The sequence below is a fragment of the Bacillus sp. FSL R9-9834 genome, from assembly GCF_038006905.1.
GTDB lineage: Bacteria > Bacillota > Bacilli > Bacillales > Bacillaceae_G > Bacillus_A > Bacillus_A pacificus.
The window spans coordinates 2,886,479-2,912,872 of record NZ_JBBOWD010000001.1 but is presented as its reverse complement, the minus strand read 5'-3'; the positions used below and the strand labels follow the sequence as shown (position 1 = coordinate 2,912,872).

Sequence of the window (26,394 nt, the reverse complement as noted above, 5' to 3'; positions counted from 1 at the left end):
AATGAACATCATCACAATGGATACAATCTACTATGTATTAGGTATAATCGTTGCCTTTATCGCTGTACGTATTGCCTTTGATCGTGAGCATCCAAACCGATTTGGTTCTAGTTTATTTTGGGCGTTATTTGCCGTTACATTTTTATTTGGAAATGTAATCCCTTCGTTTTACGTTGGCTGTATTGTACTCGCTATGGTTGTGTTAGCTTCACTAAATAAAGTAACAAAATCAGAGGAGAAAGAAGTTCCAGTACAAGAACGTGTAAAACATGCGGAGAAATTAAAAAATAAAATCTTTATGCCTGCACTATTAATTCCTATTTTTACAATTATCGGTACGTTAACGTTAGGAAAAATTAAATGGGGAAATGTCTCCCTTGTTGATCCAGATAAAGTAACGCTAGTAGCATTAGCACTAGGGGCATTACTTGCATTCGTTGCAGCTATGCGTATTACAAAATCGAAAATAACAACGCCTGTACAAGAAGGAAGCAGACTATTACAAGCTGTCGGCTGGGCTGTAATTTTACCACAAATGTTAGCAGCACTTGGCGGAATTTTCGCGAAATCTGGCGTTGGACAAGTCGTTTCTGATTTAGTCGGTCAAGTATTACCGACAGAGTATCCGTTCGTTGCTGTTATGGCATATTGTTTAGGAATGATGCTCTTTACAGTTGTAATGGGAAATGCATTCGCAGCGTTTGCTGTTATTACCGGCGGAATTGGCTTACCTTTAATTGTACAAATGCACGGAGGAAATCCGGCAATTATGGCAGCGCTCGGTATGTTTGCTGGATATTGCGGAACACTACTTACGCCAATGGCAGCAAACTTTAATATCGTTCCGGCAATGCTTTTAGAGCTAAAAGATAAAAATGCAGTTATTAAAGCGCAAGTACCAATTGCTCTTTCAATCTTTATCATAAATATGTTTATTATGTACGGCCTTGTATATCGTTTCTAATTAGGAGGGAAAGCTATGAAAACAGTATTACTAACAGGATTTGATCCGTTCGGAGGAGAAAGCATCAACCCAGCTTGGGAAGTCGCAAAAAGTCTGCATGAAAAAACAATCGGAGAATACAAGATTATTAGTAAACAAGTTCCAACCGTATTTCATAAATCAATACAAGTTTTAAAAGAATATATAGAAGAACTAAAGCCGGAAATGATTATATGTATCGGACAAGCTGGAGGCAGACCAGATATTACGATAGAGCGTGTCGCAATTAATATTGATGATGCAAGAATTGCTGACAATGAAGGGAATCAGCCGATAGATGTACCGGTTGTCGAAGAAGGACCGGCTGCCTATTGGTCTACACTTCCGATGAAAGCAATTATAAAAAGACTGCAAGAAGAAGGCATACCAGCTTCCGTTTCACAAACAGCAGGTACATTCGTTTGTAATCACTTATTTTATGGTCTCATGCATGAACTAGAGAAGCGTGATAAGAAAATAAAAGGCGGATTTGTTCATATTCCGTTTTTACCAGAGCAAGCGAGCAAGTATCCAGGGCAACCGAGTATGGCTCTTTCTACTATTCGTAAAGGGATAGAGTTGGCAGTTGAGGTAACGATGACCGTTGAGGTGGATATTGTAGAGGTTGGGGGTGCGACGCATTAAATAATAGTAGATTAAAGAGGGCTGATGTGGCCCTCTTTTTGTATTTGTATGAAGATGCAGTATGGAATACAAAGAGGGAGATTGTTGTAATAGGAGCAGTCTAACATATACGGAATTGTTTCAAATAAAAGGAAACTTTTAGCCAAAGAAAGTGAGCGATTCCTTGTTTATGCTGAAGGAAATGGTGGGAACCAAACATGGCATTATCAGATTTTAATATGTTTTAGTTTTTCTAAGAGTGACTGTAAAGATTATCTCACCTATTATTTGTAAATAATTTGTGAGATAATCTTTTTTATAGTGATAATTCCTATAATAAAATAAATCAATAAATATTTTCATTAGTGATTGTTTAGGTGTAAAAAATGTATTAACGAAATGAGTGAATTGAATGGATGAATTTGAAAAATTAATTATTAGGAGTAAGCAGCTAGATAATGAATCCAAGTTGTTACGAAAAGATATGAAAATGGTTATAGATGAAAATGAAAGGGTTATAGAAATTGCTAAGAACTCGAATTTTTATTTGAATGATATCGATAGAAAGTTTGCTGAAGCAACGAAATTAGACATCAAGGATTATCCCTTTTTATTTTTAGCGGTATCCTTACAATGTTTAAGGCAGTATCTTTTAACTCCTTTTGAAGAAAGAAATACTCACGATGTTAGTGAAAAGGAATACAAAAAAAGAGAAAAAGAGATTTTTAATAACAAGTTTAGTCAAAAGGCTAACAAAGGAAACAGCATACCTTATTCTGCCTCGCTAAGTGACATAATAGCTAAGGGAGTTCCGTATGATGCGCAATTTGGCAGTCGAGATTTTGGCCTTGGCCTGAGTGGTAATGCGCATCGTTATAGAACACTGGGACATGATCCGTTATTAGGTTGGATATTCGGAACTTCGAACATTATGACCAGTACTCTAACTAACTCGCAGCTAAATACGTATCATATAGCACCCTCTCCGATGGCAAATGGTTATTTAAAAGCAAAAATAACGGAAGAGGCTGATACTGCAATTATGTTTGAGAAAGTAAAAAATCGGGCTTTTAATGAACCGGAGATACTTGGAGCTGCATTAATAAAACAAGGATTACATATAAAGTCTGATGAATATTCAAAAGCCGGCTTACCGATACCAGGTACTATTTTACTTTCACCAGAATTTTCTCAAGAACTTGCTCACTATGGTATTGATGCCGGCAATTTAAAAATAGTTGGTAAACAAGTGACATACTCTATGTTGATCAATTTATTAATAGCTATGCTTCATAGAATCTTCTATAACGAAGAAACATGCGGCTCATTAGATTTATATAAAGTGAAAACAAGAAAAATATTAATGTACTCAAATATAATCGCATCAGCAAGTAACCTTATTGTCGTAGCATTTGAGTCTAGGCGAAAAAGAAAACTAACTACAAAAAGATTAGATATCGGGGGATTGTTAGGTGCTTTATATCGTATTGCCACAGACACTAAATTTATAACAAATGTAAAAGCTGAATTCGTTTACAATAATTTCGATCAGCTAATACAAGGTGATGAATACAACTTCAATATTAAATAAGGGGTAGGAAAATGAAACGAAATTCGAATGACATAAAGAGCATGGAAAATCTTATTCCTAAGAAATATTCATGGGAATGTGACCCTATTTATACACGATTATTTAAATCAGAAAATGATTATTTAATTGAGGGCTATAAAACAGCAAGTGATGTTTACGATAGAATAATCACAGGATTAAACCTTGAATTTGAGAAATGGCTCTTCAAACTTGAGGTAACTGATATAGAAAAGCAAAGATTAATTGAGCATTTAATATTAGCTATTAGCAAGCTAAGAAAAGATAGTTCAAATGAATACAATGATGAACGAATGAAGTTACTGATTAGATGTTTAGATGTGTTTAATGATGATGTAAACTCTTATTCTTCTAATGAAATGAAACACTTGCCGTTAGATAAGGAATTTTCTGATTGGAGACATGTATATGATATTTCTAAAAAGTACTGAACTAAAATTTAAGAATGAAGGATATTCTAAATGCCAATCAATATTTAACGAAAAGATTGAGAAACAAAAGAGGATTTTTGATGAAAAAGCACGAGGTTTAGTGAGAAATCTAGATAAAAAAGAACAGTTAATCAAGGACTTACTTTTGATGTTACAAAAAGAAAAAAATAAACCGAATAAAGATCCAGACTATATTAATACACTGGAAAAGAGTATTTATGTGCTTCAGGAAGATTATAAAAACTTGGCGGAATTTAGTGCAAATAACGTATTACAAAGCAAAGGGATTCCAACTCAGGTGAAATTATTAGAATAAGTTGGATAGATAGTATTTTAGTAGCCCTCGACATGACTTCATTTACTTCAAAAAACTATTTCTTTTATTGAAACACTCTAAAAGAAATAGTTTTTTACATATATATACCTTTAGTAATCTTTATTTTATTTGTAAATATAGCAATAAGAAAACTCCAACTCATCGGTATTTTAAAACATAAATGAGTTGGAGTTTTGGTCTTGTATTCCCAGGTGTATCGTTCATCGAGTAAATTTATGACGCAGTCTTTATGTTTAAGAAGCTCTATTTTAGATAAATAGTCAGCTCTCTTACCAAGTTCTATTAGTCTATTAGGTGTGTTTTGTTTTCTAGGAACATTGATCCAACACATATAATATCGCATTTGTAATCAGTTGTGAATCCGCCTATATGTTAGTTCGTTTGGTTTGTATAGTCAATAGTTTTATGCCAGTTTGTTCAATTAAAATTAAATAACTTCATTTTAATTTTAATTGAACAGTAGTTATCTTGGGAACTTTAATTACGCCCCAAAAAGTTTTGGTGTAGATAATGTAACATAGTAATTAAATCGAATCGTACAACACCTCCTGTAAACAACTGGTATAATAAGTATAGGAAAATACATAGAGGTGATTTTTGTGCAACAATTTGAAGAAGTACGTTCAATTTTAGAAAAAGCGAAGAAAATTACAGTGTTAACAGGTGCAGGAGCAAGTACGGAAAGTGGTATCCCAGATTTTCGTTCAGCAAATGGATTGTATGCTGATGCGAATGTGGAGATGTATTTATCAAGAGGATATTATAATAGAAGTCCCAAAGAATTTTGGAAGCATTATAAAGAAATATTTCAAATTAATACCTTCTATCAATATAAACCAAATCGTGGCCATCGCTTTTTAGCAGAACTAGAAGAACAAGGGAAAGATATTACGATTTTAACGCAAAATATTGACGGTTTACATCAATTAGGTGGTAGTAAACATGTCATCGATCTACATGGAACACTTCAAACAGCACATTGTCCGAAGTGTAAAGCGGGATATGATTTGCAGTACATGATTGATCATGAAGTGCCGCGCTGCGAGAAGTGTAATTTCATTTTAAATCCAGACGTTGTGTTATACGGAGATACGTTGCCGCAATATCAAAATGCGATAAAACGTTTATATGAAACAGATGTGCTAATCGTTATGGGAACGTCATTAAAAGTACAGCCTGTTGCTTCATTCCCACAAATTGCAAAGAGGGAAGTAGGAGCAACAACCATCTTAGTAAATGAAGAGTTAACAGGACAGGAATACAACTTTGATTATGTTTTTCAAAATAAGATTGGTGAATTTGTTGAAGGATTGTCTTCAAGGAAATAAGTTATCGAAAAAACTGAGGTATCCACCTCAGTTTTTTATTTGGGGAATCACAGTTTAAAGCATTTCGATAATGTAGTAACCACATCTCTATAATTAATAAAAAAGCGTTTCGTAGGTAAAATAGCAGAGTAAGAAGTAGTATTATTTTTAACGAATACACAGTCGTCATAAAGTAAGCTAATATGTAGCTGTTGTAAAGGCTCTATGTCGTTTTGCTTTAAGTATAAAACTAAGTCATTATAAAGTTGCGTACTATACCCACTTACAGAACATTCTAATGAAAGCTGACCTGCTATGCTAGCCCACCATACTTTAAAACTACATACTAATTCTTTAAAGGATTCCTCATTACATAATTGAGTGTCAAAAAGCTTCTCATAATAGATATGGTTCTCCTCATAAAAAAATTGTAAATCATATCGGTCGTTAGCAATTTGTTTACGAAGTGTATGCCATAATTCTTTGAAATTATCTTCAAAGTCAGTAGAGAAATTTACTTGTTTTGCTATGTAAGGAAATCGCAAGTTTTCTTTTTTTTCTTTTTGGTTAAGATAAATATTTTGAATATAAATCATAAAGTTTAAACAATATGACGTATTAGTATGTATTGTAAATGAATCTGTCATTTCATTTTCTCCTTAGTAGTGTCTTTTATTGTTAGTATACAAAGAAATGTAAAAGAATGGTATAAAAAACAATTGTATACACTCTTTCTTTTAGAATAACATTCATGTTATTCCTTAATAAGGGAATGGTAATAAATAGGGTATAAAATTAAAAAACTGAAAATTAAATCTTTTATTTCTTTTGTAATTAATATAAAATTCTATATATATCATATAAATAAATTTGATACATAATGATTTTCCGTAGAAATGTTAATAGAATGAAGCGAGGGAGCGAAATGAGACAGAAAAAGGAGCAGAAGAAACAATCGAAAAAGAAAAAGACTCATATTCCTTTTCGGTTAAATGTACTATTTTTTATCGTCTTTCTTTTATTTTCAGCTATTATAATTCAATTAGGTAAAGTACAGATCATTGATGGAGAAACGTATAGAAATGAAGTGAACAAAAAGGAAGATGTAACGGTAAGTACACCTGTTCCTAGAGGGAAAATGTTTGATCGACAAGGTCAGGTGATTGTAAATAACAAACCACTACGAACCGTTACATATACAAAAATGAAAGGAGTAGACTCGAAAGAAGTTTTACAAGTAGCAAGACAATTAGCACAGTTAATTGAAATGTCGCCAGAGGATATAGACAAGTTAACAGAAACAGACAAAAAGGATTTTTGGATGCAGTTAAATGAAAAGCGGGCAGCAGAAAAAGTAACGAAAGAAGATGAGAGTAAATTTAGGAAGCAGGAGATAGAAGGGAAAGAATTAGATAAAAAAGTTGAAGAGTTACGTAGGGAAAGAATTACACAAGAAGAATTAAGCGAACTTTCAAAAGAGGATCTAGAAGTATTAGCAATTAAAAGCAAAATGAATGCGGGATATAAAATGACGCCGCAAATCGTTAAAAAAGATGTAAGTCAAAATGAATATGCAGTCGTAAGTGAAAGATTGGCAAGCTTGCCTGGAGTAGATACGACAGTAGACTGGGAACGTGAATACCCAAATGATAAAATACTTCGTTCTATCCTTGGTAGCGTTTCTACTGAAAATGAAGGATTGCCAAGAGAACAATTAGATTATTACTTAGTACGTGATTATAACAGAAATGATCGTATTGGTAAGAGTTACATTGAAAAACAATATGAAGATGCACTCCATGGAACGAAAGAACAGACTAGAAGTATTACAGATAAAACAGGAAATGTGATTCGAAATGAAAAAGTAACCGAAGGAAAAAGTGGAAATAATTTAATGTTAACAGTAGATATGGAGTTACAGAAAAAAGTAGAGCAAAGTCTTGAAAAGAATTTACGAGCATTTCATTCTGCAGAGCCGATGATGGATCGTGCATTCGTTGTAATGATGAACCCGAAAAACGGTCAAATTTTATCGATGGCAGGAAAGAAAATTGTAAATAAAGATGGCGGGATGCAAATAGAAGACTACGCTTTAGGAACGATGACAAGTTCGTATGAGTTAGGGTCAACTGTGAAAGGGGCTACATTATTAGCCGGTTATCAAACTGACACAATTAAGCCATATACGCATTTCTTTGATGCACCAATGTATTTTAAAGGAAGCTCCAAGCCGAAGAAATCGTGGAAAGAATTTGGTGATATTGATGATTTAAGAGCTTTACAAGTTTCATCAAACGTTTATATGTTTAACACGGCTTTAAAAATGGCAGGTATAAATTATGTGCCAAACAATCCATTAGACATTAAACAAGAGACATTTAATAAAATGCGTTACTATTTTAGACAGTTTGGCTTAGGTGTACCGACTGGTATTGATTTGCCGAATGAATCGATTGGTCAAATGGGTAGAACAGATAACATACCTGGTTTTTTACTCGATTATGCGATTGGACAATACGATACATATACGCCGCTGCAGCTTGCTCAATATATTTCAACAATTGCAAACGGTGGTTACCGAATGAAACCGCAAATTGTGCAAGAAGTGAGAGAGCAACCACATAGACCAGAGGATGTTGGAAAAGTTATTCGGTCTATTGAGCCAGTTATTTTAAATCGAGTGGATATGAACACCTCATACATTAATCATGTAAAAGAAGGATTTAGAAGAGTTTTTCAAGAGAATGATGGAACTGGTACTGCAACGTTTAAAGGATTACCATATAAACCAGCTGGAAAAACGGGAACAGCTGAAACCGTGTATGGTGGAGAAAGTGAAATTGGAAGAGATGAAAACAATAATAGAAAAAAATGTTATAATTTAACTCTTGCCGGTTATGCACCATATGATGCTGATCCAGAAGTAGCTTTTTCAGTTGTTGTACCATGGGTAAATGATGACAAATCAGGAATTAATTCCGCGATTGGTAAAGAGATTTTGGATGCGTATTTTGAATTGAAAGCGAAAAGAGCAGGTGGAAATCCAGTCCCAGTAGAGCAGCCGAACAAGGCCCAGTAAAAATAATATCACTGCATTGAGACATATGGTGCAGTGATATATTTTTTGATTTAAAAAGCGTTTGAATAAGGTGGGAATGGATATGAAACAGGAGATTAAAAGAGGTTGGGGGAAATACATACTCTTCGTGTTTGTTTTGGTAATAGCCTATCATTCTTTTACTTTATGTAAAGTGGAAGGGAAATCGATGCAACCGACTTTATATGAAGAAGACTACGTATTTGTAAATAAAGCAGCCGTACACTTTTCTGATTTAGAGCATGGAGAAATTGTCATTATAAAGGAAGAGGATGAGTCAAAATATTATGTAAAACGAGTAATAGGGCTTCCTGGTGACGTAATTAACATAACGAATGGATCTGTATATGTGAATGATAAAAAACAAGAAGAACCGTATACAAATAAAGATTTATTCAATAATACGCAAGTGTTTTATAACTTTCAAAAGACAAAAATCCCACCAAATAAATTATTTGTAATGGGAGATAATCGTGAACTTAGTAGAGATAGTCGAAACGGTTTAGGATATATTGAAGAAGATAATATAATAGGCAAAGTGGAATTTGTATATTATCCTTTTTCAAAAATGAAGATCATAGAATAAGTGGGGGTTTCTCTATCCCCACTTATTAACGTTTCACTTTATCTTCTTTAAAAAACCTTTTGGGTTAAACGATATGAAAAACTTATGCTTAGATTCATCGATTATGAAATTGTTGTTTGTAGCTAAAAACTCTTCAACAGCTTCCATTGGGCCAGGTCCCCAATCAGGAGAAACAGGATTTCCATTAATAGATGTATCTTCTACTATAATATAACTGCCTTTAGTAACGATAGATTTATAAAGCAACAATTCTTTTGCTACATGCTCTTTACTATGATCAGAATCTAAAATAACTAAAATTACATCATTAGGTTTGCGCATACTTAATATTGTTTGCACAGCGGTTACTGAAACAGAGGAAGCTGTTAAATACGTAATGCGATCATGGGATGGACGATTTGGTTGTGGAAATATATCGATAGTAAGAACGTGACCTTTTCCAATTAAATCTAATATAGAAGCTAAATATAGTGCACTACCACCATAACAAGTGCCACATTCAATAATTAAGTCGGGTTTTAATTCGTAAATCATTTCTTGATACAAAAATAGATCAGAAGGAAGTTTGAGAATGGGGACTCCAAGCCAATGTGTATCATATAACCAGACTCGACTATCGTAAAATTGTTTTAAAAATTCGCTGCTTATGTTATCGATTTTGAACACTCCTTTCTGAAACGAAAGTTGTACAATATATTATGTGAAATATAATTGTAAGGAGAATGTTTTTTAATAAAAATGAGAAAAATACCTCATTAAAAACCAATTGTTTGTATAATAAAAAACTTTTTGCAGGAAGTTACAGTTTAAATCTGTAAATGAGGGGAAAAGGAAAGGAGATGAACGTATGTATAAGTACACAATTTGTTTCATTAAAAAGGGAAAGAAAATACTCTTATTGAATAGAAACAAAAAGCCGAATATGGGAATGTGGAATGGTGTTGGTGGAAAAATTGAAGACAATGAAACGCCATATGAAGGGATAATTAGAGAAACGCTTGAGGAAACAGGTATAGATCTTCTAAGTGTAACGTATAAAGGGAATGTAGTTTTTAAAAGCAAGGACGAGCCTCAGGGGCGTGAAGGAATGTACGTATTCCTTGCTGACCTGCCAGATGGAGTACATATGGACACACCAGTAAGTACGGCGGAAGGATTATTAGAATGGAAAGAAATTGATTGGATATTAAATAAGGATAATAGAGGTGTAGTTAGCAATTTACCAAAATACTTACCGATAGTATTAACAGAAGAAAATAAGTTAGAGCATATATTCACATATGATAACCGGAATATTATTCATTACACAACTTCATTTTTGACAGAAGATGATGTAAACAAACAGTATATAAAAAGATCACTTTCATACTCTAATTGATAAAATATTTTAAAGAGCAATCAGTATTTTTATGCTGATTGCTTTCATTATATATGTGAGGTGATGATATGTTCCAGAAATACAATTCATTGGCCATAATCGTTATATGTACGATGTTCCTTTTTGTAGCTTGTTCTAAAAGTGATACAGAACTTAAAAACATTCAAAAAGTAGATTACCTCGTATCCTATTCAAATGCAATGAAAGCCGGTGGTTACATATATGCATATGATAAGAAAGGAAATGAGATTAGTAAAATAGAAGTGGATGGCCAAAGTATAATGAGTAATGCAAAAGATGGGGAGGGGTACTACTTCTCATCAAATAGAAATAACAATCATTATGCAATTGATAAGACTGGTAAGATGCAAGAAATCAGTAGACCGAAACAATTACAAGATGTAAACGCAGGGGCATATTTCATCCATGCAGAGCAAGGATATGTATATTATGATGTGAATATTGGGCTGGTAGACGAAAAGAAAGGATATACAAGTGAACTTGTATATTGGAAAGATAGTGACAAAAGACAAGAAAGTGTAGAACTAAAGGGAACGATTCAAGGTGCGCATATTATTGAGAGTCATATATACGCCTTTTCACAAACGCTAGACAAAGTATATATTTCAGAAATAGATTTGATCACAAATAAAAAAACAAACGAATTTGAAATTCCTAATGAAAATGTGTATTTTGCACCAACTGCTCAAAAAATAATTTTTCAAAAGTATAAAGATAAATTATTATTCGTACTAAGTGATAATGTAAATCAAAAGTTACCACCTAAATTAATTATGGTAAATAGGAAGACTAGAGTAGTAGAAAAAGAAACGATATTAGACGAAAAACAATTCATACCTGTTCTAGTGCAGGTGATTGAAGATAAGGTGTATGTTTTAAATAATGATGAGAAAATGAAAGAGTTAGATGAGAACTTGAACATCATACGTACATATTCATTACAAAGTGACAAAAATACAAAAATTAATAGAGAGGATAAAGGGATTTCTGATATACAAGTACATGGTAATAAGTTATACATCTTATACAAAGATATGAATCCAAAGAGTAAAACGAAACAATTGATAGCTGAAATTGAAGGATATGATTTGTTAACAGGAGTAAGTATTGAAAAGACTACTTTACAATTAGAGAGGAAATGGGATGATATTACCTTTCTTGTATTAAAAGAGTAAAAAAATGATTTGAAGGGGGTAACTCAAATTATGACATTTAAAAACGAGGAAGAACTAAATAAAGCTTTCGAGGCGGCCAAAGCGAGTCTAGAAATAGAAGGTATGACTGTTACAAAGGAAATGGAAAAAATTATAAAAGAAAAGGTATCCGGAAAGATAACGCAAGAGCAACTTATTACATTAGCTGATGTGATTGCAAGACGTGGACGTACTTAACAATCTAGAAACCACCACAAAATTTTTAAAAATAAACGGGGAAAAAGAGATGGTAGACCCATCTCTCAGGCTGTAGACAAACATTTTTGGAGAGTTTAGATGCTAAAAAATAGTTTGTCTTTTGCTTTATGGAGAATTTATCCAACAATATATATATGTAGTACGTTCTATGCTACAATTTACTATAAGGGAGGAAGGTGTCTTATGAAAATATCCGTTTATGTTGCAAGTGCATTTAGCAAGGATCATAAAGGTGGAAATAAAGCAGGAGTGGTATTTATGGAGAATATATTGACCACTACTCAAAAAATGGCAATAGCCAAACAACTGGGCTATGCGGAAACCGCATTTATATCAGAATCTGAAATTGCGGATTATAAAATTGAGTATTTTACACCAAAAGAGGAAGTTGATTTATGTGGGCATGCCACAATTGGCTCTTTCGCGATACTGATGCATGTAAATAAACTTTTTAAGAATCGCTATACGATTGAAACGAACAGCGGTGTTCTTACTATTACTATAAAAGATGACATCATATTCATGGAACAAAACGAACCGATATTCTATGATGTTATATCTCCAAACGAGTTCATTGACTGTTTTGATAGTAAAGCTATAGACAATACATACCCAATTCAAATTGTCTCCACGGGCTTAAAAGATATTTTAATTCCTATAAAAAGCGAAACACAATTACATACATTGCAACCTAATTTTGAAAAAATTAAAGAAATCAGCAAGTATTATAATGTTGTCGGGATGCACCTATATACTTTTAATGACAATCGAATCATATGCAGAAACTTTGCTCCACTATATGATATCAATGAAGAAGCAGCCACTGGAACTTCAAACAGTGCATTAGCTTGCTACCTTTATGAACAGCACTACTTACAAAAAGAAGTCTATGTATTTGAACAAGGTTATTCTTTACACTCGCCTTCTGAAATATTAGTTAAATTAGCAACGGATAGCAAGAATAAAATAGAAAAGGTTTATGTTGGTGGCAAAGGCTATTACTGTGAAACGAAGTATTTAACTGTAGAAAATATTGAGTGAAAATAAAAAAGAGATGGTAGATCCATCTCTTTTTCATATGCTCCATGATTAACTGCGAATCGCCTTAATCAGAAAACGATGTTGCGTCACATCAAAATACCCTTTTTGTAAGATGACTTTATGTATACGATATAATTCCTCATAATACCTTTCGACAGTAAAATCAGGAATTTGCCACGGAATCGCTTTTAAATAATAGAGGATAGCGCCAACATCATAAAAGCGTTGGAAAGGGAATGCTTCTTTTGCTTCTAAGATAGTAAATCCATTTTCCTGTAGTTCATTACATGCCGCTTCAAGAGACCAACTTGCAAATTCGTTATTTAGCGGTGCGTTAAACTGCTCATTTAGTTCCGCACAATCGAGACCACCGACTTGTTGTGTAAGAAATGTTCCATTAGGAGAAAGTATTCTATTTACCTCAGAAGCAGAATAGGATTCATGTTGATTCATAATGAAATCAAACTGCCCATCTTGAAATGGTAATGCAGTATCATCAATTACTGCCACAACTGTAACCCCTAAAGGCTCTAATTTCTTCCGAGCAATTGGCAAGTTTGGAGCATAACCCTCAGTCGCATAAATAGTTGGCGGGAATGGTTGTAACATAGATAAAAACTCTCCGCCACCAGTACCCATATCGAGCATTGATTTAGCACGCTGCATAAGCTGATAAGCAGTGCTACCATACGACCATGATAAAGGCTCGCTCTTCATTCGGCCCGTTTCTGAAATGAAAGAAAAATCCCAACCGCTAAAATGTGTATTAGCACTTTCTAATAAAGTTAAAAATAATGGATCACGTTTCATAATTGTATCCTCCTATTTTGTAAGTAAATGATATGGTGAGAAAAGAAAAAAGGAGGACCTCTTATGAAAGGGGAACGGTTTTACGTTTCGTGCTCGAATAGATTCATATACATTCGCTCCTTGTGAGAATGATAATTTATATATTCGGGATAAGTAAGTGAAAGTCCTTTGAATTTGTGAGGGAAGGTTATGCTTTTCAATAATTGGGCCATTAAATGAAATAGTGCAATACATATTGATTACATGCATTTTAACGTTTTTGAATTTTCTTGAATTATCCTCTTGAACCTCTAGTTACTTTAGGTTTTATAATGAATTTATAATTTTAATAGGGGGATTTAGATGAAAAAGGATAAAAAGTTTTCTATAGGAGAATTCTCAGAAAAAACGGGAATACCAATTCCTACTTTGCATTATTATGATGGAATCGGGTTATTACAACCTGAAAAGAATCCTTCTTCAGGGCACCGCATTTATAAGTATCAAGATATTATAACCTTACAAAAAATTATAAGTTTAAAATTTCTAGGCTATAGTCTAGATAAAGTCGCTAATTTGTTACACGAATCAAGTTTTGGTGTTGATTTGAATGAAAGTTTGTCTCTCCATTTGCAAGTGTTAGAAAGAGAAAAAGAACAAATTGGGCAATCAATACAAGCAATTAAAAGAGTAATGAAGTTAGTCGAAGCGGAAGAAGAGGTAGATAGTAGGGTATTATTTAGTCTTATTTACGGTATGAATACAGAACATACACATAAAGAATGGATGGAACGTCATGAGTTAACGGATATCGTGGAAGAATTATCAAAGAAACGAGAAGAAGATAAAATTGCTTTGGATAAAACGTTTATTCAATTGTCTAAAAAGGTTAAACAATTATATGGTAAACCAGTCGAGGACTTGAAAGTACAAGAGATGGTAAAGGAATATATAGAAGAGTCTTTTTCATTTCTTAGTGAAGATTTGATACAAAAGTTAGCTAATACTAGTGTGGGAGAACTGGATATGCAAGAACTTGAAAATATGATACCTTCGCCTTTCGCAGAAGATGAACAAAAATGGCTTAATGAAGCGATGGAATATTATATGAAGCAAGTAGAAATGGAAGAGGGATAGATTTTATGAATGTTTAGCTTCATCGAAATAATGCTGTAGACCTTTCATTGAATAAGGGTAGAATTGCGTTTATTATTGGTTCATTCAAAAGAAAGAACCGCTTATACTTCATTTTTGAAGCATAAGCGGTTTTGTTTAAAATACTCAAAAACAAAAATCCTTTGGTAAAGTATCATTTTTTATTACCGTTCTCAACTCGTTTTTTTACCCCGGCGGTCAAATAAAAACAATCTTTATTTTTTAATCGACAACCCATAAACTAACGTCTCACTCGGAGTCGTAATACTAAAACCTGTTGTTTTATAATCAAGCTTCACCGTATCACCAGTGTAGTCTTTCGTGAATGAATCCATTTGTACAATAAAGTCAGCATCTTCATATACAACATCATCTGCAACATATGTATCCCAAATTAAATCGACATCAACGAATATACTACAAGAGTTTGTCATTGTCCCTCTAATGCGAATGATCTTTTTGTCTTCCCGTTCTAATCTATGTATAGCTGCTTTTGCTTCATCAGTAATGCGAATGTTCATGATATCCCAACCTTTATTTATATTTCCTTTATTATTGCAAAAACAGAAGAAATAGGGAAGTAAATAAAAAACGAGCAAACAAATTTGTTTGCTCGTTTCACTTTATCCGACTTTAATGGGCAGTAAGACCCCCACCTCAAAATGCAGCGAAAGAAAAGAAATTAGGTGGGGGATCAACTGCCCATAAAAGTCCGATTGGTGAGGGCTGATAATCCGTGGGGGATGAAGAAAACCCCCACGGATTAAAGTTTCACTTTATTTCAGTTCACATTTATCAAGCGGAATCACTTTCGTTTTTTTCGTAAATTTATATCCTAACCATAGTACTAAGAAGAGTGGTAAACCGATGTAAGAAACGAGTACGCCGTTCCAATCGATTGATTCGCCCATAAATGCGCCGTAGTTTTGTCCTAAAATTACGATAATACAAAGCGTAAATGCGAAGAGTGGACCGAATGGGAACCATTTTGCTTTATAAGGTAAGTCTTTTAAATCTTTTCCTTGTGCGATATATGCTTTACGGAAACGGTAATGACTAATTGCAATGCCGACCCATGCGATAAAGCCAGACATTCCAGATGCGTTTAATAACCAAATGTATACAACACCGTCACCGAATAAAGAAGCAATGAATGCGATACTACCGACAATTGACGTTACGATTAATGCGTTAACAGGTACACCGCGGCTATCTAATTTACCAAGAAACTTTGGTGCTTTCCCTTGGCGAGCTAAATCCCAAAGCATACGAGTTGATGCATACATACCAGAGTTACCAGCAGATAGTACTGCCGTTAAAATAACAGCATTCATAACAGAAGCAGCGAAGGCAACGCCCGCTTTTTCAAAAATAAGTGTAAATGGACTTACTGTTACATCACTTGCTGCAAGGCTTTCAGTTGTATAAGGAATTAATAAACCGATAACGAGAATCGCAAGGATATAGAATAAGAGAATACGCCAAAAGATCGAACGAATTGCTTTCGGAATATTGCGTTCTGGATCAGAAGTTTCACCAGCAGCTACACCTAATAATTCTGTTCCTTGGAATGAGAAACCAGCTGCCATAAATACACCAATAATTGCCATGATACCACCGTTAAATGGTGCATCTGCAACAGTGAAGTTTTTGAAGCCAACAGTTTCGCCGCCCATAATTCCGAAAATCATCATGAAACCGACAATTAAAAAGATAATAATAGTAACGACTTTAATAAGTGCGAACCAATATTCAGATTCACCAAATCCTTTAACAGATAAGTAGTTTAAAAGGAAAATAATAGCTAAACATAATCCGCTCCAAATAAGAGAAGGGGTATTTGGGAACCAAAATTTCATAATTAATGTTACAGCCGCTAGTTCAGCAGCGATAGTAATTGCCCAGTTATACCAATAGTTCCATCCAAGTGCAAAGCCAAGTGATGGATCAACAAATTTTGTTGCGTACGTGCTAAAAGATCCAGTAACAGGCATGTAAGCTGCTAGTTCAGCTAAGCTTGTCATTAAAAAGTAAACCATAATTCCAATTGCGGCGTATGCAATTAATGCGCCACCAGGCCCAGCTGAATGGATGACACCACCGCTGGCAAGAAATAGTCCGGTACCAATTGTACCGCCGAGAGAAATCATCGTAAGGTGCCTTGATTTTAGACCGCGTCTTAATTCACCTTTTCCTTTTGTAGTTTCTGTTTTAGAGGTAGCTTGATTCGTTGCGCTATTCATGTTCAACACTCCTTTTCTTGTAAGATAGGAAGGAGCGGGGGAGAAAAATACAAAAAACCGCCAAAGGAATTTGGCGGAACGTTTCACAAATAACCACCCCATCATACCCTTCCGTTAAGATAGCACCCCACGTTTACACGGTAATTTTGTAAACGTGACAGTTCTGTTCCTTTCGGAGACAGCCCCAGCTCATATTTCCAGAGAAGAAATATAAACTTCGGCAACTTTTCCTTTCAAACGGAGTCTAAGACATTCTCTGTGTCTCGTCCGTTTTACTATTAAAAGTCGCAACCTCTACCTCATCGGATTGATGAGGATTTATATATTGCTAAGATTTTTAATATATGGCAATTGTAATGAGTTTCTGAATATATTGCAAGATATTTTGTTAGGAAAAGTCAAAAAATATCGGTTATTGTATAGGAAACGCTTGCAAAACTCCACCCGAACCTACTATTATGTAACAATAAGCAAAGAAAAAATTGTTATACAAATGTTTCGCAAAAAATATTGAAAAACCCTTCAAAAATTAAAAGAAAATTCAGAAAATATAATTCGACATTCATAATAAAGTCATATTTTTTGTTATAATTAGAGTAACGTTTAAGTGAAAAGGGGAAATCAAAATGAAATTAGAAACAGAAAGGCTCTATATAGTGCCTTGTACAGAGGAGAGTATACACGTTGCTAACGAGCAAGGATATAATAGTGGTCCGCATATTGTAGGGCATGTAGAAAGTGTAAAACAGGATAAGGATTTATTACCTTGGGGCGCCTGGTATGTCATTCGAAAAGAAGATGACATCGTTCTAGGCGATATAGGGTTTAAAGGGAAACCAAATGAGGAACATACAGTAGAAGTTGGTTACGGTTTTATTGAGAAATATTGGAATAAAGGGTATGCGACAGAAGCTGTAAGAGAACTAATAAATTGGGCTTTTCAAACTGGAGAGGTAGAAATGATTATTGCGGAGACACTTCTGGAAAACGAAAGCTCCATTCGTGTATTAGAGAAATTACATATGAAGAGAATAGGTACTACAGAAACAATGATGAATTGGAAAATAGAAAAATAAAAAATACCGCTCGAAGTATATCGGGCGGTATTTTTATTGTTATGGAAGCATTTGTTTTTGATCATTCGGATATCCAGTTGTCGGTGTGTTAGAACGATTGGAATGATTGCGAACAGCAATGAAAATAGAAATAATAACGACAAGACCAATTGCCACGTAAGAAAGTGAAATAATAGTTGGATCCACTTTAAATGTAGTAAGTAGTGTACGAATGTTTGTAAAGATAATAAGGCCACCAACTAATACGCCAAGTAAATGAGAAGGAACGATGCGCACTAACCATGCAGCGATTGGAGCTGCGACAATACCGCCAAGCATTAACGAAAATACCCAAACCCAACTTACTTGTTCCCAGCCGAGTGAGATGAAGAAACCAATTGTTGCAGCGAGTGAGACAGGAAACTCACTCGTATCTACAGATCCGATAACTTTTCTAGCTTCATTTCCTCTTGCTAAAAGTACAGGTGTCGTAATCGGCCCCCAGCCACCACCACCAGTTGAATCAACGAATCCAGCAAATAAGCCAAGTGGAACAAGTTGTTTAGCCGACATACGTTTATTTGAAGTAATAACTTGTTTTTGAATAATGAATCGTAATAAAATATAAACCCCTAAAGTAAATAAAAATACAGAAATGTACGGTTTAATGACATCCCCAGGTAAATTGCTTAAAAAACATGCCCCCACAAATGCGCCAATTGCTCCTGGTAATGTAAGCCTCGAAACGGTATATTTATCAACATTTCCAAATTTGATGTGAGATGCACCAGAAGCTGCGGTTGTAACGACTTCAGCTAAATGAACAGAAGCGGAAGCGACAGCCGGTGCGATACCAAACATTAGTAAAAGTGAGGTAGACGTTACCCCGTACGCCATTCCAAGCGCTCCATCGATTAATTGAGCGAAAAATCCAATAATAGCAAATACAATTAATTTCTGCATAAATAATCCCCCTGTAATAGTAAATGAAAAAGGCACTTTTCCCGTATGAGAAAAGTGCCTTTGGTTTTTCCAATCAGCAATAATTAAATTTGTTTCATTATAATACATATTAATCGTATAAATCAACTAGGCTTTAAAGTTTTTTAAATTGAATGAAAGAAAAATAAAATATACAATAAAAGGATGGAGAGAAAGGGGAGAAAGACATGTTACGATTTGATCATCTCGTTCACGCAGTACATTGTACACCGGAGGAAGCGGCAAAACAAATGCAGGAGCGTGGATTTCATACTGTACTAGGCGGAGAGCATACAAATTGGGGTACTTGGAATAGTTTATGTTATTTTGATTTATCATATATAGAATTTTTGGCAGTTCAGCATGAAGAAAAAGCGAAGAAAGCAGACAATCCATTAGTACAAGAAACGGTAGTGAAATTACAAGATGGAGAAGGAATGTTACAAATCGCAATTCGAACAGATGCAATTGAAGAACTAGCAGTTAAGTTTAATAAACATGGATTACATACGATAGGACCATTTGAAGGGAAACGAATGAGAAAAGATGGTCGCCTTTTAGAGTGGAAAATGTTATTTGTAAAGCAAGAAGAGAACGGACCGAAATTGCCTTTCTTTATACAGTGGAATGAAACGGATGAAGAAAGAAGAAACGATTTACGTAACATTGGCACAATCACGGAACATAAAAACAAAGTGCAACAAATTGAAACGATTCATTACGCAGTGAAAAATGTTCGAGAAACTGTGCGAAAATGGGAAGAAGTAATGGGACTAACTGCAAGCCAAATCGTTAAAAATGAAGAATGGAATGTGGAATGTCAAAGTGTATCGCTTGGCGACATTCAAGTGCAGTTTTGTGAACCAATTGGAGAAGGGCTAGTACTAGAACGATTGAATCATCATGGCGAATATCCATTTGCAGTAGAGTTTAAAGGTGAAAGTAAACGAGAGCATGAAGTACTAGGTAGTTTGTACATATATTGATAGAGGTGAACGTTGTGGAAGAAATGCTTAGAGAGATAGAGAGAAAACTAGAATGGCCTCGTATTGTAAAGTGTACAGCTATTTCAAAAGGTTTTTCACATGAAGAGAAATATAAAATAGAATTAGAAAACAGAGTAACATATTTTGTGAAAGTATGTGATGCTGTAAACTTTGAACGTAAACAAGAAGAATATACATATATGAAACAATTAGAGTCATTACATATTCCAACGCCTAAGTTAATTCACTTCATAAAACTTGAGGAATTAAATAAATGTGTTCAAGTATTTGAATGGGCCCAAGGTGTAAATGGTGAAGAGGGCTTAAGTAAGCTATCGGCGGAAGAACAGTATCATGCAGGAAGAAAAGCTGGAGAAGTATTAAAGCGAATTCACTCAATTGAAAGAGAAAGTGCAAGTGATAAATGGGAAACATCTAGATGGAATAAATACGAAAGATACATAGAGGCATTAGCAGATTACGAAGTGGATTTTCTAGATTTGAAGTCAGTATTAACTTTTGTAGAAAATCATAAAGACTTATTAAAAAACCGTCCAATGACATTTTTACACGATGACTTCCATCCAGCAAATAGTATGATTCATAATAAGGAGTTTATCGTTATCGATTTTGGTGGATATGATTTTGGCGATCCGATACACGATTTTTATAACGTAGCGATTTTTACTACAAGAATAAGCAAACCATTTGCGGTTGGACAAGTTCACGGTTATTTCAGAGGGGAACCATCGCTTCATTTTTGGAAATTGTATTCATTATATGCAGCAATGACATTCCCAGCGGATATCGTTTGGACAAACCGAAGCACACCGCATTTAGTAGAAGATATGAAGGAAAGATTAAACGGAATTTTAGATGATCATAATCATTTTTCATCCTATATTCCAAAATGGTATCAATCAAGTGAATGTAATAAATAAAGGAGGAATACATATGGACAAAATTGCGGTAATTTCAGATATACATGGTAATATTCCAGCTTTAGAATCGGTACTGCAAGATATTAAATTGAGAGGAATCGAACGCATAATTTGTCTTGGAGATTTAGTTGGAAAAGGCCCTCATTCTAGTGAAGCAATTGAAATCATTCGTAAAGAATGTGAAGTAGTTGTAATGGGAAACTGGGATGATTTTATTACAAAACCGACTGAATTTGAAGCATTAAAATGGCATCAAAAACAATTATCGGAAGAACAAAATGACTATTTAAGAAGGTTACCATTTTCAATCGAGTTTTATATGAGTGGAAAACTCATTCGTATGTTTCACGCTTCACCGAGAAGTTTATATGAAAGAATTCAACCACACGCTTCAAGAGAAGAGCGAATTAGTATGTTCGAAAACAGTGAGCTCACAGAGAATATAGAAGGGGAAAGAAAACCAGATGTCGTTTGCTACGGTGACGTTCATCAAGCGTTCGTTCAAAATTTCAGAGGGAAAACGTTATGTAATGCTGGTAGCGTTGGAAACCCACTTGAAATTACACAAGCTTCCTATTTAATATTCGAAGGAACTTACAATGAAAAAGAAGCAGCGAGCTTTTCCATACAACTCGTACGTGTACCGTATGATATTGAATTAGCTATCAGACTAGCAGAAGAACTCGATATGCCAGAAATAGAGGAATACAAGCAAGAATTACGGACTGCATTGTATCGAGGATTTAAGGGGAAGTAAACCAATCATAATATATCTATCGTAACTTAAAATATATCAACGATTTTTCGATATATCGACGATTCGACATAGGATATCGACTTACCGACAAATAGTGACATAAAAGTTAAATATAATTTTGTTATGTAAACTAAATGAAGGTGGGAAATATCATGAACCTAAAACAACAAATTAAAGAAATTGTAGATCATATTTTAAAATTAAACTTAACTCACCCAACAAGAGTTGGAGTAAGCGGTATTACAGCATCAGGAAAAACAACATTTGCAAACGAATTCGCGGAAGAAATACACAATCAAAAGTATATGTATAGCCTTTTATTAATAGTTATAATTCTCGTATAATTATATTAGCTTTAGAAAGTGAAAAACGGGGGATAAGGCAATAAGAAACGCAAAAAGGGGAGAAAAAATATAATGAATGAAGTATTAGAATTAAAAGAAGAACTACTACAAATTAAAAATAATAATTATGCTGTACCAGAAGACGTAGATGCATATCCATATGCGCAGTGGATGTTAGATTATATCGGATCACCTGATGCTGAATTACGCGATGATTTAATTTATAGTACGCTTCACACATGGATTACAACTGATGTATTTAGACAAAAAGAATTACGAGGGTTAATGTTACAAGCAATTAGTCCTGATTATTTATTTTATAAAATTGGTGAAAAGGGAACAGATTCTGTTTTTAAACGTGCGTTCTCTGTATTAATTCCGCCACTTATTTTATCTGTTCATGAAAGAGAGCCGTTGTTATCAGAAGAACAACTGTACAGCGTAGCAGAACAAGTGCTGGAATATGTATATTTAGAAGAAGATGTAAGAGGTTACGTAGAAGGAAAAGGGTGGGCACACTCTACTGCGCATGCAGCGGATGCGCTCGATGCGTTAGCGCGTACAATACAAAATCGTGAGTTTTCATATGCGATTCTTGCAGCTGTTCGTCAGAAAGTTCGCCTAAATGACTATGTTTACATACACTTTGAGGATGAGAGATTAGTAACGCCAATTATGTCATTACGTAATCAAAATCTTTTAACAGAAGAAGAGTGGAGCAACTGGTTACATAGTATAGCAATCGTTGAAGACATCCCGCATCCTCAGCATGATATTTTAGTACAAAATATTAGAGCTTTTTTAAGAAGTTTATACTTTAGAGTTTTAGAGACAGAGGGTAGTACAGCCTTTACAGATGATATTTTGGAAACTTTGAAGGATTTGCGTAGGTATTAAAAATCCATTTTGCTAAAATGAAATTACATAAAACCACCATCTCCCAACCATACTAATAAAATGTGTTGGAGGTGAGTTTAATGGACAAAAAAGATTTTGAAAAAGTGTATAATGATTATTTACATCAAGGAGAAGAACAAGCTCAATTTGAAGTAGACCATGAAGTTAATACAGGAGCAGAACAAATTGTTGCCGTTCGTAAAAATGATGATGGGGATTTAATAGCGTTTAAAACAAGTAGCGGAAGAGAGTTAGATTATATGACTGCTCTTGAAGAAGCAAAATCAGGGAAGTTAGCTCATGTGGATGTATTTCATAAGTATGGCAGAGATATTATACGTAGTGAACCTGATGGAATAAAAGAAAATAACTTAGATAATTTACCTTCATTTTAAACGGGTAAACCTGAAGAAGAGAATGTTCATTTGGATATTCTCTTCTTTTCTTTCTCTACAAATAGACGGTTCATTTCTACAGTGCGATCATACTTTTAAAGAGCGCTCTAAAGTTCTCTTTATCTTCTGCTGTAAATGGTTTCGGTCCTTTTGTACGCTTACCGCTTTTTCGAACCATTGCACTTAAATAACGTGTTTGTAATAGTTGGTCAATGTTTTCATTCGTATACTTGTACCCTTTATGATGAAGAACGATACAGCCTTTTGCTAAAGCAAGTGAAGCAAGACCGTAATCTTGTGTTATGATTAAATCTTCTTTTTGGGCTAACTGCATAATTCGGTAATCCGCAGCATCTGCTCCAGAATCAACATAAATTGTTTCCACGCCTTTTGGCTGCTCTGCATTAGAATAATGAGAAAAGCTTGTAACGAGGGTAACAGGAATTTCTGCCTTCGTAGCTTCAAAAATAATTACATCTTTTACAGGGCAAGCATCTGCATCAACATAGATTTTCATTGGTATCACTCCTATAACTAGGTTCGTGTTGATGATAATGGTAGATTTAGGTTTTGTCAAACGAGGATTTTGTATTTTAACTTACAAAAATTGTATATATTTAAAAATATATGCTAACATATAATTGGTTTAATAATGATAATTTTCAGAAAGTGGGAATGGAATGATTTATAAAGCAGATAACAATGTAAGGCAAAAGTTAGTTGAGATGTTTGATGATTTCGATAGTACGATTGTACTTTCCTATCTCCAAGGACATATGGGAAGTGCGTGGGTAGACAATCTCGAAAATCCAACTGTTGCTCAAATAACTGTAGGAATTTTTGTGTTTTACGCCGGGAATCCAAACGCAGAAGAGGCGGAAGAATTATTATATAATCTACCTGATTTTACTCTTGCCATTGTAGATTCGGATGAATGGAAAAAACGGATAGAGACTGTTCACAAAGGATCAATTGAGAAGTTTCAAAGATTTAGATTTAATAAGAACCCCGGCGATTTAGATAAAGAATACATACGGGATATATTGTCTACATTACCCCAAAATTACGAAATGAAAAAAATTGATAAAGATATAGCAAAGGCATCTTCATTTCATGCACTCTCAGAAGATTTTACTAGTCAGTTTGATTCAATTGATGATTTTATTGATAGGGGCGTAGGATACGCCATTTTAAATAAAGGGCAAGTTGTTTCTGCTGCAACATCATTTAGTATATTTGATGATGGAATCGAGATTGAAATTGCGAGCCATCCTGAACATAGAAGAAAAGGCTTAGCTAAGATTGTAGCATCTGCACTTATATTAGATTGTTTAGATAGAGAGAAATATCCTAGTTGGGATGGAGCAAATGCTGAATCTGTTGAACTAGCAAAAAAGCTAGGCTACACTTTTAAAGAACCTTATGATACATATTTTATTCAAATAAAAAAATGAACCAATACAAGTACATAAACTAAAGTGGTTTTTAGTTTATGTACTTATTTAAAAATGAATGAAATTCTATTGACGATATGTAAGGATGCTACTTATTTTCCACAAACCAAAATAGCCTCACGTAAACGAGAAATCCCTTCCTCAATTTGATCAATATTCACTTTTCCATAAGATAAACGTATATAACCATCTTTCGCGCCAAAAATACTACCTGGCATAAAGGCGATTTCTTGTTTTAAGCTTTGCATAATGAGTTGTTTTTCGTTTATCGGTTCTTTTAATTTTCCCCATATGTAAATACCACCAGTAGGATTGGAAAAAGAGATTTTATCATGAAGTTGCTCGTTTAGGGAACGGACGATAACGTCTCTTTTTTCTGCTAATTGTTTTCGTAACGGTACGATATGAGACTGAAATGGTACGGTTTCAAAAAATTGCTGCATAAGCCACTGCGGGAAAATGCTCATACCTAATTCCATTTGATGTCGTGCGTCAGATAACCTTTCTACTACCGATTGCGGGGCGACAAGCCAGCCGACTCGTAATCCTGGTGCAATCATTTTTGATAAAGAATGTACATAGATGACTGTTCCATTTTCATCTATTGATTTTAAAGTAGGGCAAGGTTGTTTCTTTTCTAACGTAAGTAAACTAGACGGATCATCTTCAACAATCGCAATTCGTAAGTCTGCACAAAGTGATAATAGTTTTTTTCTACGGTTTGGATGCATCATTGTGCCCGTAGGGTTTTGGAAGTTTGGATTTAAAAAGATCATTTTAATACGATGCTTCCGATATAGCTCTTGCACATCATCTGGATTAATACCGTGTTCATCGACAGGTAACGGGAAAATACGAATACCTGCTGATTGGAATAACGGTAAGGAATAACAGTGTGAAGGACTTTCAAAAGCAACAGCATCACCTGGATTTAATAAACATTGTACGATAAGGTGCAAGGCTTGCTGTGCGCCAGAAGTAATCATAATGGACTGTTCAGTCGCTTCAACTTTTAAATATTCCTTCATATATTTTACGACCGCTTGTCTTAGCGGGAGATAGCCTTGCGGGTGATCATAACTTAATGAATGCGTTAACGGTTGTTCTCGTAAAATCATTTGTAGTTGATCGTGAGGATAGAGGTTACAACCGAGCTCTCCGTTTGCAAAATCTATAATATTTTCATTTTGTTGTATTTCTGCCCGAATATGGCGAAGTAACGGTAAGTTTGGTAAAAATGTACCGCCTTCTACGAAATTTCTCCAGTTCGGCGTTAATGTTGGAGAAACGCCCCACATATGTGTACTCACTCGTGTTCCTTTACCAGTTGTACTTTCTACAATTCCCATAGCACGAAGTTCATTATAAGCAGTCGTTACTGTACTTCGGTTTACATTTAACTGTGTAGCTAATTTCCGTTCGGAAGGGAGGAAGCTACCTGGAGGAAGTTCTCCATATGTAATACGTTTCTCAATAAAGTCAACAACTTGCTGATAAATAGGGATTTTACTGTCGCTATCTAGCTTCCATTCCATAAAAAACGCCTCCGTAACTCTTATATACATTCAGTAT

At 34.5% G+C, this 26,394-nt stretch carries 28 protein-coding genes, 1 pseudogene and 1 riboswitch; of the genes and pseudogenes, 21 read left to right on the top strand and 8 right to left on the bottom strand.

The features are described from left to right. Nucleotide 1 precedes the first annotated feature (1 nt). The 6 genes from MKY00_RS15125 (at nucleotide 2) to MKY00_RS15100 (ending at nucleotide 5,311) form a co-directional block, all read left to right on the top strand. The gene (locus MKY00_RS15125) at nucleotides 2-964 is read left to right on the top strand and encodes a DUF979 domain-containing protein (protein WP_001021658.1); all 963 of its coding nucleotides are present in this window, start codon (nucleotides 2-4) and stop codon (nucleotides 962-964) included. Between the two features lie 15 nt (nucleotides 965-979). Beyond that, nucleotides 980-1,627, top strand: coding sequence for a pyroglutamyl-peptidase I (pcp, locus tag MKY00_RS15120; protein WP_016717886.1), 648 nt, complete (start codon nucleotides 980-982; stop codon nucleotides 1,625-1,627). A gap of 391 nt (nucleotides 1,628-2,018) precedes the next feature. Further along, nucleotides 2,019-3,197, top strand: a complete 1,179-nt coding sequence (locus MKY00_RS15115; protein WP_016717885.1) for a hypothetical protein — start codon at nucleotides 2,019-2,021, stop codon at nucleotides 3,195-3,197. Between the two features lie 11 nt (nucleotides 3,198-3,208). Then, nucleotides 3,209-3,646, top strand: coding sequence for a hypothetical protein (locus tag MKY00_RS15110; RefSeq protein ID WP_016717884.1), 438 nt, complete (start codon nucleotides 3,209-3,211; stop codon nucleotides 3,644-3,646). Continuing rightward, a complete protein-coding gene (locus tag MKY00_RS15105) occupies nucleotides 3,624-3,962 on the top strand; it encodes a hypothetical protein (RefSeq protein WP_016717883.1) in 339 nt (112 codons plus the stop codon). Before MKY00_RS15110 ends, MKY00_RS15105 begins: the two co-directional genes overlap by 23 nt. Before the next feature lie 611 nt (nucleotides 3,963-4,573). Then, the gene (locus MKY00_RS15100; protein ID WP_074585707.1) at nucleotides 4,574-5,311 is read left to right on the top strand and encodes an NAD-dependent protein deacylase; all 738 of its coding nucleotides are present in this window, start codon (nucleotides 4,574-4,576) and stop codon (nucleotides 5,309-5,311) included. 47 nt (nucleotides 5,312-5,358) lie between these two features. Here the strand turns inward: MKY00_RS15100 and MKY00_RS15095 are convergent, their stop codons facing one another. After that, nucleotides 5,359-5,937: a hypothetical protein gene (locus MKY00_RS15095; protein WP_016717880.1), complete on the bottom strand. Its 579-nt coding sequence runs from the start codon at nucleotides 5,935-5,937 to the stop codon at nucleotides 5,359-5,361. Nucleotides 5,938-6,215: 278 nt separating this feature from the next. Between MKY00_RS15095 and MKY00_RS15090 the strand changes: the two genes are divergently transcribed. Both MKY00_RS15090 and lepB read left to right on the top strand, forming a co-directional pair. Continuing rightward, complete coding sequence (locus MKY00_RS15090; RefSeq protein WP_016717879.1) at nucleotides 6,216-8,369, top strand: peptidoglycan D,D-transpeptidase FtsI family protein; 2,154 nt, start codon at nucleotides 6,216-6,218, stop codon at nucleotides 8,367-8,369. An 82-nt stretch (nucleotides 8,370-8,451) separates the two neighbouring features. Further along, complete coding sequence (gene lepB / locus MKY00_RS15085) at nucleotides 8,452-8,973, top strand: signal peptidase I (RefSeq protein WP_000806877.1); 522 nt, start codon at nucleotides 8,452-8,454, stop codon at nucleotides 8,971-8,973. Nucleotides 8,974-9,006: 33 nt separating this feature from the next. On the opposite strand, the gene MKY00_RS15080 is transcribed toward lepB, so the two are convergent. Further along, entirely contained in the window at nucleotides 9,007-9,639 is a 633-nt protein-coding gene (locus MKY00_RS15080) for a CmcI family methyltransferase (protein WP_071713438.1), read from the bottom strand. Between the two features lie 181 nt (nucleotides 9,640-9,820). On the opposite strand from MKY00_RS15080, the gene MKY00_RS15075 reads away from it, so the two are divergent. The 4 genes from MKY00_RS15075 to MKY00_RS15060 all read left to right on the top strand — a co-directional run bounded on the left by MKY00_RS15075 (nucleotide 9,821) and on the right by MKY00_RS15060 (nucleotide 12,825). Beyond that, nucleotides 9,821-10,351, top strand: a complete 531-nt coding sequence (locus MKY00_RS15075) for an NUDIX hydrolase (RefSeq protein ID WP_016717878.1) — start codon at nucleotides 9,821-9,823, stop codon at nucleotides 10,349-10,351. A 68-nt stretch (nucleotides 10,352-10,419) separates the two neighbouring features. Continuing rightward, nucleotides 10,420-11,547 carry a hypothetical protein gene (locus MKY00_RS15070; RefSeq protein ID WP_016717877.1) on the top strand — a complete coding sequence of 376 codons (1,128 nt, stop codon included), beginning with the start codon at nucleotides 10,420-10,422 and terminating at the stop codon, nucleotides 11,545-11,547. Nucleotides 11,548-11,577: 30 nt separating this feature from the next. After that, nucleotides 11,578-11,763, top strand: coding sequence for an antitoxin VbhA family protein (locus tag MKY00_RS15065; RefSeq protein ID WP_016717876.1), 186 nt, complete (start codon nucleotides 11,578-11,580; stop codon nucleotides 11,761-11,763). Between the two features lie 204 nt (nucleotides 11,764-11,967). After that, on the top strand, nucleotides 11,968-12,825 hold the full coding sequence (locus MKY00_RS15060; RefSeq protein ID WP_016717875.1) for a PhzF family phenazine biosynthesis protein: 858 nt from the start codon (nucleotides 11,968-11,970) through the stop codon (nucleotides 12,823-12,825). 48 nt (nucleotides 12,826-12,873) lie between these two features. On the opposite strand, the gene MKY00_RS15055 is transcribed toward MKY00_RS15060, so the two are convergent. Beyond that, nucleotides 12,874-13,635, bottom strand: a complete 762-nt coding sequence (locus MKY00_RS15055; RefSeq protein ID WP_016717874.1) for a class I SAM-dependent methyltransferase — start codon at nucleotides 13,633-13,635, stop codon at nucleotides 12,874-12,876. A 342-nt stretch (nucleotides 13,636-13,977) separates the two neighbouring features. Between MKY00_RS15055 and MKY00_RS15050 the strand changes: the two genes are divergently transcribed. Beyond that, nucleotides 13,978-14,751 (top strand): MerR family transcriptional regulator, encoded by a 774-nt coding sequence (locus MKY00_RS15050; RefSeq protein ID WP_000710820.1) that lies wholly within the window; start codon nucleotides 13,978-13,980, stop codon nucleotides 14,749-14,751. A 233-nt stretch (nucleotides 14,752-14,984) separates the two neighbouring features. Here MKY00_RS15050 and MKY00_RS15045 read toward each other — a convergent pair whose 3' ends face one another. Together MKY00_RS15045 and MKY00_RS15040 are read right to left on the bottom strand one after the other, a co-directional pair. Continuing rightward, nucleotides 14,985-15,290, bottom strand: a complete 306-nt coding sequence (locus MKY00_RS15045) for an iron-sulfur cluster biosynthesis family protein (protein ID WP_001026179.1) — start codon at nucleotides 15,288-15,290, stop codon at nucleotides 14,985-14,987. Nucleotides 15,291-15,545: 255 nt separating this feature from the next. After that, on the bottom strand, nucleotides 15,546-17,012 hold the full coding sequence (locus MKY00_RS15040; protein ID WP_001083375.1) for an amino acid permease: 1,467 nt from the start codon (nucleotides 17,010-17,012) through the stop codon (nucleotides 15,546-15,548). 112 nt (nucleotides 17,013-17,124) lie between these two features. Beyond that, nucleotides 17,125-17,317: riboswitch (Lysine riboswitch) on the bottom strand. 321 nt (nucleotides 17,318-17,638) lie between these two features. Between MKY00_RS15040 and MKY00_RS15035 the strand changes: the two genes are divergently transcribed. Then, the gene (locus tag MKY00_RS15035) at nucleotides 17,639-18,088 is read left to right on the top strand and encodes a GNAT family N-acetyltransferase (protein ID WP_016717873.1); all 450 of its coding nucleotides are present in this window, start codon (nucleotides 17,639-17,641) and stop codon (nucleotides 18,086-18,088) included. Between the two features lie 39 nt (nucleotides 18,089-18,127). Here the strand turns inward: MKY00_RS15035 and MKY00_RS15030 are convergent, their stop codons facing one another. After that, the gene (locus MKY00_RS15030; RefSeq protein WP_029141140.1) at nucleotides 18,128-19,138 is read right to left on the bottom strand and encodes a sulfite exporter TauE/SafE family protein; all 1,011 of its coding nucleotides are present in this window, start codon (nucleotides 19,136-19,138) and stop codon (nucleotides 18,128-18,130) included. Between the two features lie 98 nt (nucleotides 19,139-19,236). Between MKY00_RS15030 and MKY00_RS15025 the strand changes: the two genes are divergently transcribed. The 6 genes and pseudogenes from MKY00_RS15025 to MKY00_RS15000 all read left to right on the top strand — a co-directional run bounded on the left by MKY00_RS15025 (nucleotide 19,237) and on the right by MKY00_RS15000 (nucleotide 23,368). Next, nucleotides 19,237-20,034: a VOC family protein gene (locus tag MKY00_RS15025; RefSeq protein ID WP_016717871.1), complete on the top strand. Its 798-nt coding sequence runs from the start codon at nucleotides 19,237-19,239 to the stop codon at nucleotides 20,032-20,034. Between the two features lie 14 nt (nucleotides 20,035-20,048). Next, nucleotides 20,049-20,975, top strand: coding sequence for an aminoglycoside phosphotransferase family protein (locus tag MKY00_RS15020; RefSeq protein WP_016717870.1), 927 nt, complete (start codon nucleotides 20,049-20,051; stop codon nucleotides 20,973-20,975). A 13-nt stretch (nucleotides 20,976-20,988) separates the two neighbouring features. Further along, on the top strand, nucleotides 20,989-21,732 hold the full coding sequence (locus MKY00_RS15015; protein WP_016717869.1) for a metallophosphoesterase family protein: 744 nt from the start codon (nucleotides 20,989-20,991) through the stop codon (nucleotides 21,730-21,732). Nucleotides 21,733-21,884: 152 nt separating this feature from the next. Then, nucleotides 21,885-22,022 (top strand): annotated as a pseudogene (locus tag MKY00_RS15010) (uridine kinase); the annotation flags it as partial. A gap of 126 nt (nucleotides 22,023-22,148) precedes the next feature. Then, entirely contained in the window at nucleotides 22,149-22,973 is an 825-nt protein-coding gene (locus MKY00_RS15005; RefSeq protein WP_001006692.1) for a DUF2785 domain-containing protein, read from the top strand. Nucleotides 22,974-23,053: 80 nt separating this feature from the next. Continuing rightward, nucleotides 23,054-23,368: a DUF3892 domain-containing protein gene (locus tag MKY00_RS15000; RefSeq protein ID WP_016717867.1), complete on the top strand. Its 315-nt coding sequence runs from the start codon at nucleotides 23,054-23,056 to the stop codon at nucleotides 23,366-23,368. A 76-nt stretch (nucleotides 23,369-23,444) separates the two neighbouring features. On the opposite strand, the gene MKY00_RS14995 is transcribed toward MKY00_RS15000, so the two are convergent. After that, complete coding sequence (locus MKY00_RS14995) at nucleotides 23,445-23,885, bottom strand: YaiI/YqxD family protein (protein ID WP_016717866.1); 441 nt, start codon at nucleotides 23,883-23,885, stop codon at nucleotides 23,445-23,447. A 163-nt stretch (nucleotides 23,886-24,048) separates the two neighbouring features. Between MKY00_RS14995 and MKY00_RS14990 the strand changes: the two genes are divergently transcribed. Further along, the gene (locus tag MKY00_RS14990) at nucleotides 24,049-24,822 is read left to right on the top strand and encodes a GNAT family N-acetyltransferase (protein ID WP_016717865.1); all 774 of its coding nucleotides are present in this window, start codon (nucleotides 24,049-24,051) and stop codon (nucleotides 24,820-24,822) included. Between the two features lie 92 nt (nucleotides 24,823-24,914). Here the strand turns inward: MKY00_RS14990 and pdxR are convergent, their stop codons facing one another. Further along, nucleotides 24,915-26,357 carry a MocR-like pyridoxine biosynthesis transcription factor PdxR gene (gene pdxR / locus MKY00_RS14985; RefSeq protein ID WP_016717864.1) on the bottom strand — a complete coding sequence of 481 codons (1,443 nt, stop codon included), beginning with the start codon at nucleotides 26,355-26,357 and terminating at the stop codon, nucleotides 24,915-24,917. Between the last annotated feature and the right edge of the window lie 37 nt (nucleotides 26,358-26,394).